The sequence below is a fragment of the Marinobacter sp. C1S70 genome, from assembly GCF_000475355.1.
Taxonomy (GTDB): Bacteria; Pseudomonadota; Gammaproteobacteria; order Pseudomonadales; family Oleiphilaceae; genus Marinobacter; species Marinobacter nauticus.
The window spans coordinates 23,694-41,174 of sequence record NZ_AXBW01000014.1 but is presented as its reverse complement, the minus strand read 5'-3'; the positions used below and the strand labels follow the sequence as shown (position 1 = coordinate 41,174).

The following is a 17,481-nucleotide window of genomic DNA, read 5'->3' as shown; positions in this document are numbered from 1 at the left end:
AGGCTGTTTTCACACAGCCTCCAAAGGCCGCCGTTTTTGTCTGTGCCGAGGCCGCGGCTTAAACCAGCGGCTTCTCGGAGACGATGATGCCATTGTTATCGGCATACACGTACTGCCCGGGCTTGAACGTCACACCGTGGAATGTCACCGGGATATTCAGATCACCGATACCACGCTTTTCAGTCTTGCGCGGTACGGTACCCAGAGCCTGAACGCCCAGATTAGTCTGTCCAATCTCATCTACATCACGGATGCAGCCATAGATGATCAGGCCAGCCCAGCCGTTTTCCGCGGCTTTCTCGGCCAGCATATCCCCCAGCAGGGCATTGCGCCTGGACGCGCCACCGTCAACCACCATCACGCGGCCGTTACCGGGCAGACCAACCTGCTCTTTCACCACTGAGTTGTCTTCAAAACACTTCACGGTCACGATCTCACCGCCGAACTGGCGCACGCCACCGTAATTGTTGAAGCCAGGTTCGACCACCTGCACTTCCGGAAATTCGTCACACAGATCCGGAGTAATAATCTTGCTCACGTTGTCACTCTCCTTTTCCCAAGTGTTGGTGATCAGTCGATCTTCTCGTCGGCCAGGAAGAACCAGGTATCGAGTACCGAATCCGGGTTCAGAGACACAGTATCAATGCCCTCATCCATCAGCCACTTGGCCAGATCCGGATGATCTGACGGGCCCTGACCACAGATGCCGATATACTTACCGGTTTTCTTGCAGGCCTGGATCGCGTTGGACAAGAGCGCCTTCACCGCATCGTTACGCTCATCGAACAGGTGGGCAATAATGCCGGAATCCCGGTCCAGACCGAGCGTCAGCTGAGTCAGATCGTTGGAACCAATGGAGAAGCCATCAAAGTGCTCCAGGAACTGCTCCGCCAGAATGGCATTGGCTGGCAGTTCACACATCATGATGACCCGCAGGCCGTTCTCACCACGCTTCAGGCCGTTTTCCGCCAGCAGATTCACCACCTGCTCAGCTTCGCCGACAGTCCGTACGAACGGCACCATCACTTCAACGTTGGTCAGGCCCATTTCATTGCGGACTTTCTTCAGAGCCCGACACTCAAGCTCGAAACAGTCGCGGAAGGTATCGGAGATATAGCGCGACGCACCACGGAAGCCCAGCATCGGGTTCTCTTCGTCCGGCTCGTACAGAGTGCCGCCAATCAGATTGGCGTACTCATTGGATTTGAAGTCGGACAAACGCACAATCACTTTCTTGGGAGCGAACGCCGCTGCCAGGGTGGAAATACCTTCCACCAGCTTGTCCACGTAGAAATCCACCGGTGAGGCATAGCCGGAAATGCGCTTTTCCACGGTCTGTTTGATGTCACGGGGCAGGCCATCGAAGTTCAACAGCGCTTTCGGGTGCACGCCGATCATCCGGTTAATGATGAACTCAAGGCGGGCCAGGCCCACACCTTCATTGGGCAGCGCCTGGAAGTCAAAGGCGCGGTCCGGGTTACCCACGTTCATCATAATCTTGAACGGAATGTTGGGCATGGAGTCCACGGTATTCTCACGCAGCTCGAAGTCCAGAGCACCCTCGTAGATCATACCGGTGTCACCTTCGGCGCAGGAGACGGTCACGTCCTGACCGTCCTTGAGCACCTCGGTGGCATCGCCACAGCCCACAACCGCCGGAATACCCAACTCCCGGGCAATAATGGCGGCGTGGCAGGTACGGCCGCCACGGTCGGTAACAATGGCCGAAGCCCGCTTCATCACCGGCTCCCAGTCCGGGTCGGTCATATCGGTGACGAGCACGTCGCCGGCCTGTACCCGGTCCATTTCGTTAATGCTGGTGATGATCTTCACCGGGCCACTGCCGATCTTGTGGCCGATACTGCGACCTTCCACCAGTACTTTGCCGGTTTCCTTCAGCAGGTAACGTTCCATCACATTGGCAGCTGCACGACTCTTGACCGTTTCCGGCCGGGCCTGAACGATGTAGATCTTGCCGTCATCACCATCTTTGGCCCACTCAATGTCCATCGGGCGCTGGTAATGCTTTTCAATAATCATGGCCTGCTTGGCCAGTTCTTCCACTTCCGCATCGGTGATGGAAAAACGATTACGGTCTTCCTGCTCTACCTTCACGGTTTCAACAAACTTACCTTCACCCGGTTCGGAATGGTAAACCATCTTGATGGCCTTGCTGCCGAGGTTACGGCGCAATACCGACGGACGTCCGGCTTCCAGGGTCGGCTTGTGTACGTAGAATTCGTCAGGGTTCACGGCACCCTGCACCACGGTTTCACCGAGGCCGTATGAGGAGGTAATAAACACGACATCGCGGAAACCGGACTCGGTATCCAGGGTGAACATAACACCGCTGGAAGCGGTTTCACTGCGAACCATCTTCTGGATACCGGCAGACAACGCTACCAGCTTGTGATCAAAACCATGGTGCACGCGATAGGAGATCGCCCGGTCATTGAACAGCGAGGCAAACACCTCTTTCACCGAGGTACGAACCTGCTCCAGGCCCACCACGTTCAGGAAGGTTTCCTGCTGGCCGGCGAAAGAGGCATCAGGAAGGTCCTCCGCGGTGGCGGAGGAACGCACCGCGACAGCCATCTGGTCATTACCGGCCTGAAGCTTGGCATAAGCTTCTTTCAAGGCGTTATCCAGCACTTCCGGAAACGCGGTGTCGATTACCCACTGGCGAATCTGGGAGCCAACCCGCGCCAGTTCGTTAACGTCGTTGACATCCAGGGCATCCAGGGCTTCGTCAATGCGGTCTTTCAGGCCGTCGGTGGCCAGGAATTCACGGTAAGCATGAGCAGTGGTAGCGAAACCGCCAGGGACGGTAACACCAGCATTGGCGAGATTACTGATCATTTCACCGAGGGAAGCATTCTTGCCTCCAACCCGGTCTACGTCGGACATTCCCAGGTGGTCAAACCAGATAATGTAATCTTCCAAAGCGTGTCTCCCTTGAGTCTGTGTAGCGCGGAGTCTCGAATCTGGCGTGTATGATACTGTAAGCTGCGGAAATTACCTAGGGAGGCAACCAAAGACTCCCGGGAACAAGTTCAAACCAGACCGGATACGACCATGAAAAGAACGGCGTTTTTTATCTCTGATGGCACTGGCCTTACGGCAGAAGCGCTCGGCCATGCCCTTTTGGCGCAGTTTGAAAAAATCGAGTTTGAGCGGGTTACCGTGCCCTATATCGACGATGAGGAGAAGGCCCGGGATCTTGTCAGCCGCATCAACAAAGCGTCGGAAATCGACGGTGAACGGCCGCTGGTGTTCGACACCATCGTTAATGGCAGTATCCGGGAAATCATCAGCCGGGCCGACGGCTTTATGGTGGATATATTCGGGACCTTCCTGAACCCCCTGGAGCAGGAACTTAACTCGTCTTCCTCCTACACCGTGGGCAAATCCCACTCCATCAATAACGCAGGCAGCTACGAGCGCCGAATCCACGCAGTCAACTTTGCCCTGGATAATGACGATGGCGCCCGCACCCGGCATTACGACGAGGCTGACCTGATACTGATCGGAGCCTCCCGCAGCGGTAAAACGCCCACCTGCCTGTACCTGGCTCTGCAGTACGGCATCAAGGCCGCCAACTATCCGATTACCGAAGAAGACCTGGACGACCAGAAGATGCCCGCAGCGCTCCGGCCCCACAAAGAAAAACTGTTTGGCCTGACCATCGAACCGGAACGCCTTGCCACCATCCGTAACGAGCGCCGGCCAAACTCCCGCTACTCGTCGCTGCAGCAATGCATGCACGAGATTGAAGAAATCGAGTTGATGTACAAGCGGGAGCGGATTCCCTATCTGAATACCACGGCGTATTCCGTTGAGGAAATCTCGACGAGAATCATGGTGACAACGGGCCTGAAGCGGCACCGCTGAGGCGGGAAACCAGGCAGAGAGCCAGTGGCCCTCTGCCGGTCTGATCAGAGTTCCTGAATATCCATGCCAAGCCCTTCCACAACCGCACGGTTGTCCGGGCTTGTCACCACGGCCACATTGGCCTTTTCAGGCGCAAGCCAGGTCCTGGCCACGCGCTGAAGCTCGTCCAGAGTGACACCAAGAACCCGCTCACGGAAACGGGCACGCTGCTCCGGGGTACGCCCGAACAGCTTGTTGTGGTAAGCATGGCGAGCCGCTCCGGCTGGCGAGCGGGGCCGGTCGAGTTGGCCGATCACACCCAGAATGGCCTCTTCCAGAGCCTGATGCTCATGCGTTTCCCCGTGCAGCCAGTTCAGCGCTGCATCGAAGTCGTCGAGGGTTTCCGCAAGGCGGGGATCCCGATAGGAGAAGAACCGGAAAACACCATTCACGCTGTCCTGGCCAGCACCGCCACCGTAGGCTCCGCCTTTTTCGCGAATGGCCCGATGCAGGTAACCGTTCCGGAGGAATCCACCCAGCACCGTCAGCGCAGCTGCGTCCGGATGATCCACGGCAACCGTTGGGTAGGCTTTGGCGCAGAAGTTGACCTGGGTAGAAGTCAGCCAGGCCTCCCGAGTGTTATAGCTGACCGGCTCCATGGACCAGTCGCCCTCGCCCTCTGCAGCCACACCGTTCCAGCAGGTACCTAATTCATCCAGCATGGGCGCCAACTGCTCGTCCTCACCAATCAGCAGGAACTGCCGGTTCTGGCTGCGAATACGGTTGTGCAGCGCGGCCAGCTTGCCACAGAAATCGGCCAGGCCGGCTTCATCTTTGAGCTGCTGATCAAGCTCCTTGGTACCACGAATTCCAGCCAGACCACCCAGACGGTACGACAACCAGGCACCGGAACTGACGCCCTGAGCCGCTGCGCCCATGGCCAGGGCATGCCCGCTGCCCGTCACCGCCTGCTCACGGCGAGCCCGGATCTGGGCAATGATCTCACGAACACGCTCTTTTTCGTCAAAACGGGCCCCGGTGTAGACATCCTTCAGCAGGCGGGTCAGCGCTTTGCTGTTGCGGCTCAGCGCCTTGCCACTGAAAATCAGATAGCCGGTCATAGCCTGAACATCATCAATCTGCCCCTTGGCAGTAAAAGAAGCGCCGATGCCGCCAGATTCCGCAGAAATACGATCCTGCATTTGCAAGTAATCCAGCTCTCCACACCCCACTTCGGAAATCAGAGTGGTGTAATAAGGCAACAGCAACAGTTCGTCTTTGCTCAGAGCCGGCAGCGGTAGCACCACCTGCTGATACACCAGGCCATTAGTGCCTCGGGAATAAACGGTCGCACCGGTTTCGGCATCGTACCGTCCCTCCGGCTCCGGCATCTGCAGCGGCACATCATCCAGCCCAACCTTGGGCAGTATGGAATCATCATCCTTGCGCATCTGGCGCTCTTCCAGTGCCTGAGCACGCTGCACAATATGGCTGATATCATCGTCGGACAGCTCCGCCTTGCGCCGGGCAAGGGCTTCCTTGATGGCCTGCTGACGACGGCCTTCGAGTTTTTCATCCGGGCGCAAGGTCAGGGTTACCCGGTGCGGGTTCTCCAGCAACTTGCGCCGGATCAGCCCGGGCACATACTCGGGATCCTTGATCTTTTCCCTCAATGTGGCCAATACCGGCTCGAGATCCAGCAGTTCCACCGGATCACCACCATGAACCATGGGGGCAATCGCGCTCATGATCAGTTGCAAGCCGTAGGGGAACTGGTCTCCGGCAATCTCCCGCTGGTGCAGTTCCAGCTGATGCAGGATGGCCTCGAGGCGCTCCTGGCTGACACCGTCATCCACCACCTTCTGCAGCGTAGACTCAATCAGCTGTTCCAGATCCGCCCGGCGCTCCGGCTCGCTGCCCTCAATACCGCAAACGAAGGTCATTTCCCGGTTGGAATCCTCCAGCCCGCACATGGGAGACGGCGCATGGCCCAGGTCTGTGGTTTCCAGCGCCCGCATCAACGGCGATGCGCTGTTTTCCAGCAAGACGGCAGACAATAACTGGCCTTCAAGATTTTCCTGCAGGTCGAAGCTGTGGCCCAACAACCACCCCATCACAATGTGGGTCTTGTTGTCGGTGCCCTCTCCTTCATTTACCGCATAGCCCTGCTCTACCCGGACCGGCGCGAACATGCGCTTCTCGTCTTTCACCGGCAGTTCAATATCCAGCCGATCGAACCGTTTCAGCGCCAGCTCTTCAAACTTCTCGTGGTGCTCCCGGGCCGGGATATTGCCGTAGGTCGCAAAAATCGCGTTACTCGGGTGATAGTGGTGGCGATAGAACTTCACCAGGTCGTCATAACTCAGATCGACAATATGATCCGGCTCGCCGCCGCTGTTGTAGTGATAAGTGGTGGTCGGGAACAGATGGCTGGTCAGGTTCTGCCAGAGCTGGGAGGTAGGTGCACTCATCGCCCCTTTCATCTCGTTGTAGACCACACCCCGGTAGACCAGGTCGCTGGATGGGTCATCCGGCTTGTCAAATTCCAGGCGATGACCTTCCTGTGCAAAATCCAGCGGGTCCAGCTTGGAGAAGAACACGGAATCCAGGTATACCGACAGCAGATTGTCGAAGTCCTTTCGGTTCATGCTGGCAAAGGGATAAGCGGTCCAGTCGCTGCTGGTGAACGCATTCATGAAAGTGTTCAGGGAGCGGCGAATCATCATAAAGAACGGATCACGCACCGGGTAACGCTCACTGCCGCACAGGGCGGTATGCTCCAGGATGTGGGCGACACCGGTCGAATCCATCGGGAACGTTCGCAAAGCAACGAAGAATACGTTCTCGTCGTTATCCGCCGCCAGGTGAAGATGGCGTGCACCGGTCTTTTTATGGCGATACTCCTCAACCTCAAGGTTCAGGGTGCCGATCCGGTGACTGCGAAGTTTCTCAAAAGCCGGATGGATTGCGTTGTCAGTCACTGCAGCCATTAAAAAATCCTGTGTATAGAACAATTGGAGAATTACAGGGTAACACGTAGTATCGGATATCATGCACGGAACGGACTCAACAAGGTAGCCTGCCAATCCATGACAGACCACAGCCCAGACAAATCCCACATCGACGCCCCTGAAGTTGCCGCCTGGTGGGCCGAACGGCGCCAGTATCTCGAGCGAATCCGCAAAGTTCCCGAGATTCGACAGCGATTCTGGCGGGAAGTTGCTATCTACCTGTTACGGCGTGTGCTGTGGTCTTACGGCTTCTTCCCCATCTTCATTGCCTTCTGGCTGCCCTTTGTCCTGGCCAGCTTCAACCCGGTAGTCATGGCCGGTGACCTGATCCCGATGCTGCAGGGGTTCGTCAACTCGAATCCGGAGGAACAGGCCACGACCATCAGCACCCTGACGATCGCCTGGCTGTCGATCGGCTCCTTTTTCCTGATATTCGATTTTGTTCTGACCCCGTTCCGGTCTCCCTATCAATATGAAGCCGATGTTTACATGAAGTCCTGGGAGCAACTTAACCATGATCGGCTTCCGGACAAAATGTGATACGACCGGCATTCTGATCAAGTTCAGACACTTTCTGTTACATAACGTTGCAGACAGTGGTTAAGATGAACCCATAACAAAGCATCCGGAACACTTGGATCAAGAGGTTTTGTCATGGTCGATTTCAGGCCGCTGCTGTTCATCAATGCACTTGCGCTCATGCTTCTGGTTACTGCCGGATTCGCATCGGTTCGCAAGGATCTGGATACCACCGACACCACAGCTCCGGCTCTGGCGCAAACCGTGGAGCATGCCACCGCGCCGGAAACCTCAGCCGCGAAAACACCCACAACCCGGATTGAAGCCGAAACACCCGCACCTGTGGCTGAAGAGCCGCTGTTTGCTGATACCCGCGAGACACCATTGGCAGACACTCCGGAGACGCCGCAGCCCGTCGACAACGCGCTTCCGGCCACCGGCGAACAAGCCGAAACAGCAGCAAACAGCGAACCGTTCACCGTTGAACCAATGCCCGAAAACCCGGAAATGCTGGCCATGGCCGAACCAGTTTCGGCTATGCGTTCCCAACGCGACGTGCCGGAGACGAAACCCGCGCCCGAGCCTCCGAAAACCGGCACCCTGGTGTTACGCTCCAACGTGGTGGGCGATCAGGTTACGATCAACGGTAAATCCTATGGCGCCACCCGCCTGGACCTGGAGCTGGACCCCGGCCTCTATGACATCACCATCGAAAAGCCCGGATACCAGTCCTGGAGCAATTCAGTGGCACTGGAAGCCGGCGACGAACTCACGCTGGTCGGCAAACTGGAAGCCTTCACCACCGTAAACTACAGGAATGGTGAATGGCGCGGCGGCATCACCACTGGTGATGGCACCTGGGAAGATAGCTCCGGCCTGCGTTATGAAGGCCACTTCGTGGACGCCGAGTTTGATGGTTCCGGTACCGCGTGGTACTCCGATGGAAGCCGCTACGAGGGCGACTGGAAACAGGGCGAACGGCACGGTGAGGGGCGCTGGCGCTCCGCAGACGGCACGACTTATACCGGCCAGTTCCAGAACGATCAGTTCCACGGCAAGGGCACGCTTACCCTGGCCAACGGCGACATATTGACCGGAAACTGGGAGCAGGGCCGTATGAATGGCCATGGTTCCCTGACCACCGCCGATGGCATGCTGTACGTTGGCGGCTTTCGGAATGATGAATTCCACGGCCAGGGCGCCCTCACCTACCCGGACGGACGCTCCTACGAAGGCGAATTCTCCAACGGCGAATTTCATGGCAAGGGCTCGGAAGTCTTTGCTGACGGAAAGAAATACGATGGCCAGTACATGGAAGGCAAGTTCCACGGCAAAGGCCTGCTGCGCAACCCTAACGGCAGCTCCATCGAGGCCACTTTCCGCCATGGTGAACCCTATGGACAGGTTCGCCTGACAACCGCGGCCGGCGAAGTGTTTACCGCCCGCACCACGGAACCCGGTGTCTGTTATCGGGAAAAGAGTTATCGGGCAACCCAGTGCCCGCAACTGGAAGGCTGGTAATCACCCGGTCGCAGCACCCACGCGTTTGCAGTAACAGGTTGAGGTAGTGACATGGCAATCAAAAATGCTCTGCTGGTGGACGACTCCAAAGTTGCCAGGTTTGCGCTAAGCAAACTGCTCGAGAGTCGGGACATGGAAGTGAACATGGCGGGATCAGCAGAAGAAGCGCTGGATTTCCTGAAGAGCCACGACCGGCCAGACGTGATCTTTATGGATCACCTGATGCCCGGCATGAATGGCGTGGAAGCCACCAAGGCCATCAAGAACAACCCGGAAACGGCCGGCATTCCGATCATCATGTGTACCTCCAAGAAATCCTCTTCCTTTATGGAGGAAGCGCGCAACTTTGGTGTCTACAACATCCTTACCAAGCCGCCTCACAACGAAGGTCTCAACCTGATGCTGGAGCAGTTGGCCAGTGACGTCGAGCAGGGGAACGTGCCAGAAGCACCTGTTGAAATGAACGGCCATGACCTGCGCGAGTCAGATGACGAACCCATGGACTTTCCGGAGGATGCCTCTGTGCAACTGTCGCCAAAAGCAGAAAGCGGCCTGAACGGCCAAAGCGCCCCGAATGTGGTGCCTCTGACCAGCGACCTGATTGAGCAGATTGCCCGCTCGGCGGTCAAGACTCATATCAACAACCGGCTGCATGAACTGCTCAGCTCTCTTTTCGACGAGCAGTTCGATCACCTCAAGCGTGCGCTGGACGAAACCCGCAGCAGGCAGGAAGCCACTATCGAGGAGCGCCTGGAGTCACTCAGCAAGATGCTGGATGAACGCACCCGCAACCTGCGCGACGAAGTGGCTGCCGAAGTTAACCTGAACCTGGGGCGCGAGCTTACTTCCCTGAAAAAAGAACTCTCCAAAAACGCCGGATTCACCTCCGAGCATATGGCAGAGCTGAAGGACCACATCACCAGCGTACAGACCATCGACACCGAGTTCTGGCAAACCCTGCAGTCGGAAGCCATTCAGCAGGCCCACGAGATTTCCCGGGAGACCGCCGAGGACATTGCCCAGCGCACCATCGATCTGTACGTGTCTCAGCAGCGCTCGGCCAACTCGCGTATCTATACCGTTGGCCTGGCCATCAGTCTGGGTATTTTCAGCGTAGGAATCGCCTGGTTATCCGGCCTGTTCGGCTAATTGCCCACGGACCTGCTGCCAGTCCTGAGGGGTGTCAACGTCCTGTTGCACCCCGGCTATTTCAACCGGACGGGTTCCGGCCCGGTTCAGAACCACCCCCGCCCCCGCATCGCCTTTAAGCAATAACAGATCTCCCCAGAGCGATTTCGGAATCCAGGCTGGCACGCCTACCCGCTTGCCATAACTGGCTGCCCAGGGCACCTCTGGCTTCCGCCGGGCGTTTGCGGACAGCCGTCTGAGCCCTTCGGTATCCAGTAAGGGCTGGTCTGCCAACAGCACAAACACACCCAAAGCAGCGGGAGAAAGCGCCTGCAGGCCGGCAATCAACGACGTCGACAAGCCCTCCCGCCAACGCTCGTTAACCACCCAGTGCGCCGGTTGCCGATTGCAGCGAAAGCGCACCAGAGGGTAGCCTGCGCCCGCAACCACCCACGTCTGCGCCGATAGCTGCCGCGCCTGACTAATGGCGTGCCCCAGCAATGAATCGCCACCTGGCAGTTTCAAGGCCTGCTTGTAACACCCCATTCGTCTCGCCTGGCCGGCTGCCAGCACCAATGCCGGAAACTGCGGATCCTTGATGCTATGATTCGCGTTTATGATGCGCCCCCTGAAACTGCTGAATGCAGCGATTTTTGCTAGAATTCCGCCATCATGCAACCTGACCACGCCGGACCCTCCATGAACCATCTCTTTGTCGACAACCTCACTGTGATTGATTTCGCCTATCTGGATCCCGCTCGAGGCCTGGTTGGCGAAAGCTGGATTGCCGATGTGGTGCTGGGAGGAGAACTGGACGAACAGGGTATGGTCTTTGACTTCAGCAACGTCAAGCGCACCATCAAAAGGGTGATTGACGAACGCGTTGACCACCGGTTGGTGATTCCCCGCGGATACGAAGGCCTGCAATGGAGCGAGGACGCGCCCAACACTTTCCGCTGGGCACTCTCTGGCGGCGGTCACATCGAGCACAGCTCGCCGGACGAAGCCGTTGTCTGGCTGTCCTCGGACCGGGTCGTCCCGTCTGCTGTGGCCGCCCTGCTGGAAAAAGAGCTTAAAGCCGTTCTGCCCGGCAATGTCACCTCCGTCGACATCAACCTGCGCGAAGAAGTCATCGAAGGCGCTTACTACCACTATGTTCACGGCCTGAAAAAGCACCTGGGCAACTGCCAGCGCATTGCCCATGGGCATCGCTCCCCGATACGCATTGACCGCAACGGACACCGGGCCTATGACCTGGAAGAACGCTGGGCGAAGCTCTGGCAGGATATCTATGTGGGCACGGAAGAAGACGTGGCTCGCCGATTCGTGGGCGAGGATGGCATTGGCTATATCACCTTCGAGTATGAAGCCAACCAGGGAGAGTTTGCCCTGACACTGCCTGAGCACCGGGTATACATGCTGGAAACGGACACAACCGTAGAGCTGATTGCCGCCCACATTGCGGACAAACTGAAAGCGGAGTTCTCCGGAGAGGAAATTCGGGTAAAAGCCTACGAGGGAGTGGGCAAAGGCGCTATTGCCATACGAGCCTGAACCGGCCATCCGGGATTGGCGCCCTAAACGGCGCGAATCCCGCAGCTCATTCGTTCAGACACAAAAAAACCGCCCGAAGGCGGTTTTTTTGATGGCTATCCGGTGGACTAAACCGTCAAGCCTAATTGGCGTCCCCTAGGGGGTTCGAACCCCTGTTGCCGCCGTGAAAGGGCGGAGTCCTAGGCCACTAGACGAAGGGGACTAGAAATTGGTGGAGCCAAGCGGGATCGAACCGCTGACCTCAACACTGCCAGTGTTGCGCTCTCCCAGCTGAGCTATGGCCCCTCAACGGATGCGTATATTAAGGATCCGCCCTTGGGGCGTCAACACCCGATTCCGCTTTTTTTAAAGTTTTTTGAACATCCCTGTTCTCATCGTTCAATTAACCAACAAACCGCTCATCAAACACCCAGAGCGGCGTATTCCTTCTCTACTTTTTTGGTTTCTTTCTTGGAAAAACCACCCATAACCTCAAGGGCATGACGCAAACGGGAGCGAGTCATATCCGGGCCCAGCAACGCCATGGAGTCCATCACTGACCAGGAATTGGGCGTTCCGGCAATGGCCACAAAGATCGAGAACATGAAATCGCCCATCTTCAGGTCCATGGCTTTCGCCAACGCCTTGATGTCGGCAAAGATGGTGTCCTTGCTCCAGTGGCGCTGAGCTTCCAGCTTCCAAAGGGCGAACTGCAGCACCCGTTTGACCTGACTCTCATCCAGCTTGTTATGGGCAAAGTCCTCCGGCTTCAGATTCAGCATGCCGCTGAACATGAACTGGGCCATTGGCGCCACATCGGAAAACACTTCTGCCCTACCCTTGATATGGGGCACCAGGGCTTTCAAGTCGTCCTGGTTAAACCACCACTGTTGCATCCGCGCCATGAACTGCTCGTCGCTCAGCTCCTCACGAATCCACTGGCCGTTGAGCCAACGCAGTTTTTCCACGTCAAACACGGGGCCACCCAGGGACACGCGCTGGATATCAAAGTTCTCGATCATCTCATCCAGAGTGAATTTCTCACGCTCGTCCGGCATGGACCAGCCCATACGGCCCAGGTAGTTGGTCACAGCCTCTGGCAAGAAGCCCATACGCTCGTAAAAGTTGATACTGGTCGGGTTCTTGCGCTTCGACAGCTTGCTCTTGTCAGGGTTACGCAGCAGCGGCAGGTGACACAACTCTGGCATATCCCAGCCAAAGTACTGATACAGCAGCTTGTGCTTGGGCGCAGAATTGATCCATTCCTCACCTCTCAGCACGTGGGTAATGCCCATCAAATGGTCATCAACAACATTGGCCAGGTGATAGGTCGGCATCCCATCAGACTTCAAGAGGATCTGGCAGTCCACCTGAGCCCAATCGATCTCAATGGTACCCCGGAGCATATCCTGAATTTCACACACGCCTTCGTCGGGCACTTTCATGCGGATAACATACGGATCACCCGCATCCAGACGGCGCTTTACCTCTTCTTCCGGCAACTCCAGATCGCCCTTGATGCCGGGATTCAGGCCCTGAGCCTTGCGCTCTTCGCGGATAGCATCCAGCTCTTCCGGTGTACGGAAGCAGTAGAAAGCATGGCCGGCGGTGACCAGGTCCTCGGCATACTGACCGTACATGTGCTTGCGCTCAGACTGGCGATACGGGCCGTGGGGGCCGCCAACGTCGGGACCCTCGTCCCAATTCAGACCCAGCCACCGCAACGCTGTCAGAATATCCTGCTCGGATTCAGCGGTACTGCGGGCCTGATCGGTGTCTTCGATGCGCAAAATGAACTGGCCGCCGTGCTGACGGGCAAAGCAAAGGTTAAACAGGGCCACGTAGGCGGTACCAACGTGTGGATCGCCGGTGGGCGACGGGGCAATTCGGGTGCGTACTGTCATGAAACCATCCTGAAAATAAGTGGCCGATTTATAAAGGGCGCATTATAGCGGCCATCCTGAGGTTTCGCATGGGCGGCTTTTGCATCCCCGACACAAACTGTTATATTATAACGTTTCGCGCACACGCAGGATTCGATACACCATGCCACAGAATGTCACCCGCCTGGCCCTTGCACTCTCAGCCCTGGCTATAGCAACACCCGCCGCCGCAACCAATGTGGTTGCGTCCATTAAACCTGTCGAACTTCTGGTCAAAGCTGTCGCGGGTGACAGCGTGGAGGTATCAACGCTGGTACCACCCGGCTCCAGCCCCCATAACTACAGCATGAAGCCCTCTCAGCGGCGTGCCCTGGAACAGGCGGATGTCATCTTCTGGGTCGGCCCGGATATGGAAACCTTCCTCAACCGTCTGCTCGGTGGCAAGGAATTCGCTGGCCGATCGGTGGCTTTCCTGGAAAGCGAAGGCGCTGAATCTGAGCACGACGAGCATCATGATGAACACAACCATGAGCCTGAGCATGAAGAGCACGATGATCACGGGCATCATGACGAACCCGATGTCCATCACCACGATCACGGCGACGGCGAAGACCCACATATATGGGTAGACCCGATGCTGGCACTGGACATGGCGAAAGGCATCCGGAATGTACTGAGCGAACTTGAGGGCGTAAACCCCGAGGAACTGAATGCCAACCTGGAGCGTTTTCAAACCGAACTGCTCAACAAAGAGCAGAGTATTCGAGCGAGCTTTGCCGGCCTGGATGACATCAGCCTGTTCGCCTATCACGATGCCTTTACCCGCTACGCCGAGCACTATGGGCTGACGCTGGAAGGCGTTCTGACCCTGAACCCGGAACTTTCCCCTGGCGCCCGACACATCGCCGATGTTCAGGCCAAGCTCGAAGCTGCCAATCACCCGTGCCTGCTGACCGAGCCCCAATTCAACCGCCAGTGGTGGCGTTCCATTACCGAAGGACTGAACGTCACCTTCAGCACCTGGGACCCGCTGGCAACCGACATTGAATCGACACCGGCAGGCTACATCGAGTTTCAGCAATCTGTGGCCGATGCGGTTCTCAAGTGCTTACCAGAGCAGGCTCAGTAGCACCGGAATAGAGACCATCGCCAACAGGGTTTGCCCGCTGATGATCCCTGCCATCAGCGGCGCATCCCCGCCAAGCTGGCGCGCCAGAATGTAGGCCGACGTGGCAGTAGGCAAGGCCGCCAACAGCACCGCCACTTGCACCAGCAGCCCCTCCAGCCCGAGCATCCAGGCCAGGCCCGCGGTCATCAGTGGAAACGCCACCAGTTTAAGAGCCGAGGAGACAATAAACGGAACCGAACCGCCACGCAGGGCACTGAGCTGCAAACCAGCCCCCACGCACATAAGCCCCATCGGCAGCGCCAGATTACTCAACGGCTCCAGTATGCCTGCCAGCAAGGGATGAAACCCTACCTGAAAATAGCTCCAGAGCACGCCAATGACCGAACCGACGATCAACGGGTTGGTGACAATCGCCCGAATCACCGCCGCCAGATTGATTTGCTCTCGCCCTGCTACCAGAGCGAACATCAGAATACACAGCAGGTTCAACAACGGCACCATAATGGCCACGGCGATAGCCGTGAGCGAGAGCCCATCATCCCCCAGGAGCATGCCACCCGCGGCCAGACCCACGTAGGAATTGAAACGAATCGCACCCTGGTATACCGAAGAAAACACCGGACCAGACCAGCCCCAGAGCCACTGCACAGCCACCAGCACCAGCGTCATCGCCAGCAGCATGGCGATAATCAGCATCGCCGTATCACCGTAGGCGGAAGGAGGCAGCCGGGCCTGCCCAAGCTTGAACACCAGCATGGCAGGAAACAGTACGTAATAGGTGAAGCGCTCCGCACGGGGCCAGAAATCACCTCCGGGAAAGTCCACGCGGCGCAAGCCATGGCCCAACATGATCAGCACGAAGACAGGAATCAAAGCCTGAACCACCATTGGCATCACCACCTCCCGACTACCAGACACCAGCCCGTTCACAGGTGCAAGACACTAGCACAGATCTTCGGCAAGTTCGCAGTTGCCATTTTGCTCACCCGGGGGTAGATTCAGAGCTTCTTCAACTCTAAAGGCGAAGTGCAATTCCCGTGAACATTCTGCGTTCAGGCAATTACACGATATCTCTGGCACTGCGGTCCTCCTTCGGGAACACCGGCAGGGCTGCCATCCGCCTCTGATTTCGCTGAATCCACTCTCTTCCCCGTCCGGATTCAGCGCCTAACCAACAATCGATTGTTTACCTGGAGATTGCTATGGCTGAATTGCCACCTATCACTGTTGCAGAAGAAGATTATAACCGTCTCAGCACCTTGCTTGAGCGGGTCGCCGGCCAGTCTGATGTGGCCGATGGGCTGGAAGACGAACTCAGCCGTGCCGACATGAAGCCACTGGCCGACATGCCAGAGGGCGTGGTGACCATGAACTCACGAGTGCGCTTCCTGAACGAAGACACCGGCGAGGAGCACGAAGTGGCGTTGGTGTACCCCCATGAAGTAGGCGACGCCGATCACAAAGTCTCGATACTGGCACCGGCCGGTGCCGCCATGCTGGGGCTGAGCATTGGCAGCAGCATCGAATGGCCCATGAAAGGCCGCAAGCCCATCCACCTGAAAGTGATCGGTGTTACCCGAAACCCATAAGCACTTTCCTTTACAAATATCAGGACTTGATATTTCTCCAAAGGCAGAACGGCCTCCGGTGGTAGCATTTCATCAATGCTAACCGACAGATCAGGAGGCCGTATGGCAGAGCAGCACCACGAAGACTGGGACCCCAGATCAGCCGAGGTTCAGACGGACCAGATCCGCGCCTACGATGCCATGCGCAAGGAATGCCCGGTAGCCTGGAGTGATTACCAGCAGTGGACGTTGTTTCGCCATGCCGATGTCATGCGGGCACTGGAGGATCATCACACCTTCAGTAACGCCGTCTCCGCGCACCTGTCCGTACCGAATGGCATGGACCCGCCCGAACACACCCCTTACCGCAAGGCCATCGAACCCTATTTTGCGCCCGAGCCCATGGCACGCTTTGAACCGGTATGCCGGGATGTTGCCCGGGCGCTGGTGCAATCCCTTGACAAAAACAAGGCGCTGGATGCGGTCAACACTCTAAGCCGGCCCTTTGCACTACAGATTCAGTGCGCGTTTATGGGCTGGCCGGCTAGCCTGCATCAACCGCTGGCCGAGTGGGTGATGAAGAATCACCGGGCAACGCTGGCCCGCGACCGTTCCGCCATGGCCGACGTTGCTGAAGAGTTTGACGGGTACATCCGCGACCTGCTGGATTCCCGGCGCCAGCCCAATAAGCCTGCGCCAGATGATGTCACCACCCGGTTAATGAGTGAGCAAATCAATGGCCAACCCATGACCGACGAAGAGCTGGTCAGCCTCCTGCGCAACTGGACAGTCGGCGAACTCGCGACCATTTCTGCGAGCATCTCGATACTGACCAACTATCTGGCCCACCACCACGAGTTGCTGAACAACCTTAAGGCCGCGCCAGAGCAGCTCCCCGAAGCCATTGACGAAATCCTGCGAATGGACGCCCCACTCATTTCCAACCGCCGAGTAACCACCCGAGAGGTCGAGATAGCCGGCAGAACCATTCCCGCCGGCGAAAAAATCACCCTTCTTTGGGCATCCGCCAACCGGGACGAAGATGTTTTCGGTAACCCGGACCAGTTCTGCGCACGTCAGAACGCAGCCAGGAACCTGCTCTATGGCGCCGGCATCCATGTCTGTCCCGGCGCCCCCCTTGCACGAATGGAACTCAGGATCTTCATAGAGGAGTTGCTGAAGCAGATCGAAGCTATCGAGCAGGCTGATGGCGAACAGCCTGAGCGGGCGATGTTTCCCACGGGTGGATTTAACTATCTGCCACTGGTGTTCCGCTGATAGCTTTCTCCAGAAAAAACAAAAGCCGCAGCGGAGAACCT

14 protein-coding genes and 2 tRNA genes are annotated in these 17,481 nt (G+C 57.3%); 8 read left to right on the top strand and 8 right to left on the bottom strand.

Translation table 11 applies throughout. The features are described from left to right. Nucleotides 1–58: 58 nt before the first annotated feature. Together rraA and ppsA are read right to left on the bottom strand one after the other, a co-directional pair. Entirely contained in the window at nucleotides 59–538 is a 480-nt protein-coding gene (gene rraA / locus Q669_RS04540) for a ribonuclease E activity regulator RraA (protein WP_014421121.1), read from the bottom strand. Nucleotides 539–570: 32 nt separating this feature from the next. Continuing rightward, the gene (ppsA, locus tag Q669_RS04535; protein ID WP_014421120.1) at nucleotides 571–2,943 is read right to left on the bottom strand and encodes a phosphoenolpyruvate synthase; all 2,373 of its coding nucleotides are present in this window, start codon (nucleotides 2,941–2,943) and stop codon (nucleotides 571–573) included. Nucleotides 2,944–3,075: 132 nt separating this feature from the next. Here ppsA and Q669_RS04530 point away from each other — a divergent pair, with 132 nt between their 5' ends. Further along, the gene (locus Q669_RS04530) at nucleotides 3,076–3,891 is read left to right on the top strand and encodes a pyruvate, water dikinase regulatory protein (protein ID WP_036148851.1); all 816 of its coding nucleotides are present in this window, start codon (nucleotides 3,076–3,078) and stop codon (nucleotides 3,889–3,891) included. 44 nt (nucleotides 3,892–3,935) lie between these two features. On the opposite strand, the gene Q669_RS04525 is transcribed toward Q669_RS04530, so the two are convergent. Next, the gene (locus Q669_RS04525; protein ID WP_036148848.1) at nucleotides 3,936–6,860 is read right to left on the bottom strand and encodes an insulinase family protein; all 2,925 of its coding nucleotides are present in this window, start codon (nucleotides 6,858–6,860) and stop codon (nucleotides 3,936–3,938) included. Nucleotides 6,861–6,959: 99 nt separating this feature from the next. Here Q669_RS04525 and Q669_RS04520 point away from each other — a divergent pair, with 99 nt between their 5' ends. From Q669_RS04520 to Q669_RS04510, 3 genes are all read left to right on the top strand, one after another. Further along, on the top strand, nucleotides 6,960–7,421 hold the full coding sequence (locus tag Q669_RS04520; protein WP_036148845.1) for a hypothetical protein: 462 nt from the start codon (nucleotides 6,960–6,962) through the stop codon (nucleotides 7,419–7,421). Nucleotides 7,422–7,535: 114 nt separating this feature from the next. Then, entirely contained in the window at nucleotides 7,536–8,921 is a 1,386-nt protein-coding gene (locus Q669_RS04515) for an MORN repeat-containing protein (protein ID WP_036148843.1), read from the top strand. Between the two features lie 51 nt (nucleotides 8,922–8,972). Beyond that, nucleotides 8,973–10,070 (top strand): response regulator, encoded by a 1,098-nt coding sequence (locus Q669_RS04510; RefSeq protein ID WP_023010482.1) that lies wholly within the window; start codon nucleotides 8,973–8,975, stop codon nucleotides 10,068–10,070. Here Q669_RS04510 and Q669_RS04505 read toward each other — a convergent pair. After that, nucleotides 10,050–10,736 carry an NTP transferase domain-containing protein gene (locus tag Q669_RS04505; protein WP_160170553.1) on the bottom strand — a complete coding sequence of 229 codons (687 nt, stop codon included), beginning with the start codon at nucleotides 10,734–10,736 and terminating at the stop codon, nucleotides 10,050–10,052. The genes Q669_RS04510 and Q669_RS04505 overlap by 21 nt on opposite strands. Nucleotides 10,737–10,748: 12 nt before the next feature. On the opposite strand from Q669_RS04505, the gene Q669_RS04500 reads away from it, so the two are divergent. Further along, entirely contained in the window at nucleotides 10,749–11,603 is an 855-nt protein-coding gene (locus tag Q669_RS04500) for a 6-carboxytetrahydropterin synthase (protein WP_023010484.1), read from the top strand. Between the two features lie 126 nt (nucleotides 11,604–11,729). Here Q669_RS04500 and Q669_RS04495 read toward each other — a convergent pair. The 3 genes from Q669_RS04495 to gltX form a co-directional block, all read right to left on the bottom strand. Then, a tRNA-Glu gene (locus Q669_RS04495) sits at nucleotides 11,730–11,805 on the bottom strand. Between the two features lie 7 nt (nucleotides 11,806–11,812). Beyond that, a tRNA-Ala gene (locus Q669_RS04490) sits at nucleotides 11,813–11,888 on the bottom strand. Nucleotides 11,889–12,004: 116 nt separating this feature from the next. Beyond that, nucleotides 12,005–13,486, bottom strand: coding sequence for a glutamate--tRNA ligase (gene gltX / locus Q669_RS04485; protein ID WP_023010485.1), 1,482 nt, complete (start codon nucleotides 13,484–13,486; stop codon nucleotides 12,005–12,007). Between the two features lie 142 nt (nucleotides 13,487–13,628). Between gltX and Q669_RS04480 the strand changes: the two genes are divergently transcribed. Then, nucleotides 13,629–14,594 carry a zinc ABC transporter substrate-binding protein gene (locus Q669_RS04480; RefSeq protein WP_023009918.1) on the top strand — a complete coding sequence of 322 codons (966 nt, stop codon included), beginning with the start codon at nucleotides 13,629–13,631 and terminating at the stop codon, nucleotides 14,592–14,594. Here Q669_RS04480 and Q669_RS04475 read toward each other — a convergent pair. After that, nucleotides 14,574–15,488 (bottom strand): AEC family transporter, encoded by a 915-nt coding sequence (locus tag Q669_RS04475; RefSeq protein WP_036148839.1) that lies wholly within the window; start codon nucleotides 15,486–15,488, stop codon nucleotides 14,574–14,576. The two genes, Q669_RS04480 and Q669_RS04475, sit on opposite strands and share 21 nt — an antisense overlap. A 308-nt stretch (nucleotides 15,489–15,796) precedes the next feature. On the opposite strand from Q669_RS04475, the gene rnk reads away from it, so the two are divergent. Beyond that, entirely contained in the window at nucleotides 15,797–16,183 is a 387-nt protein-coding gene (rnk, locus tag Q669_RS04470; protein ID WP_014421109.1) for a nucleoside diphosphate kinase regulator, read from the top strand. Between the two features lie 102 nt (nucleotides 16,184–16,285). Next, entirely contained in the window at nucleotides 16,286–17,440 is a 1,155-nt protein-coding gene (locus tag Q669_RS04465) for a cytochrome P450 (protein ID WP_036148837.1), read from the top strand. Nucleotides 17,441–17,481 lie beyond the last annotated feature (41 nt).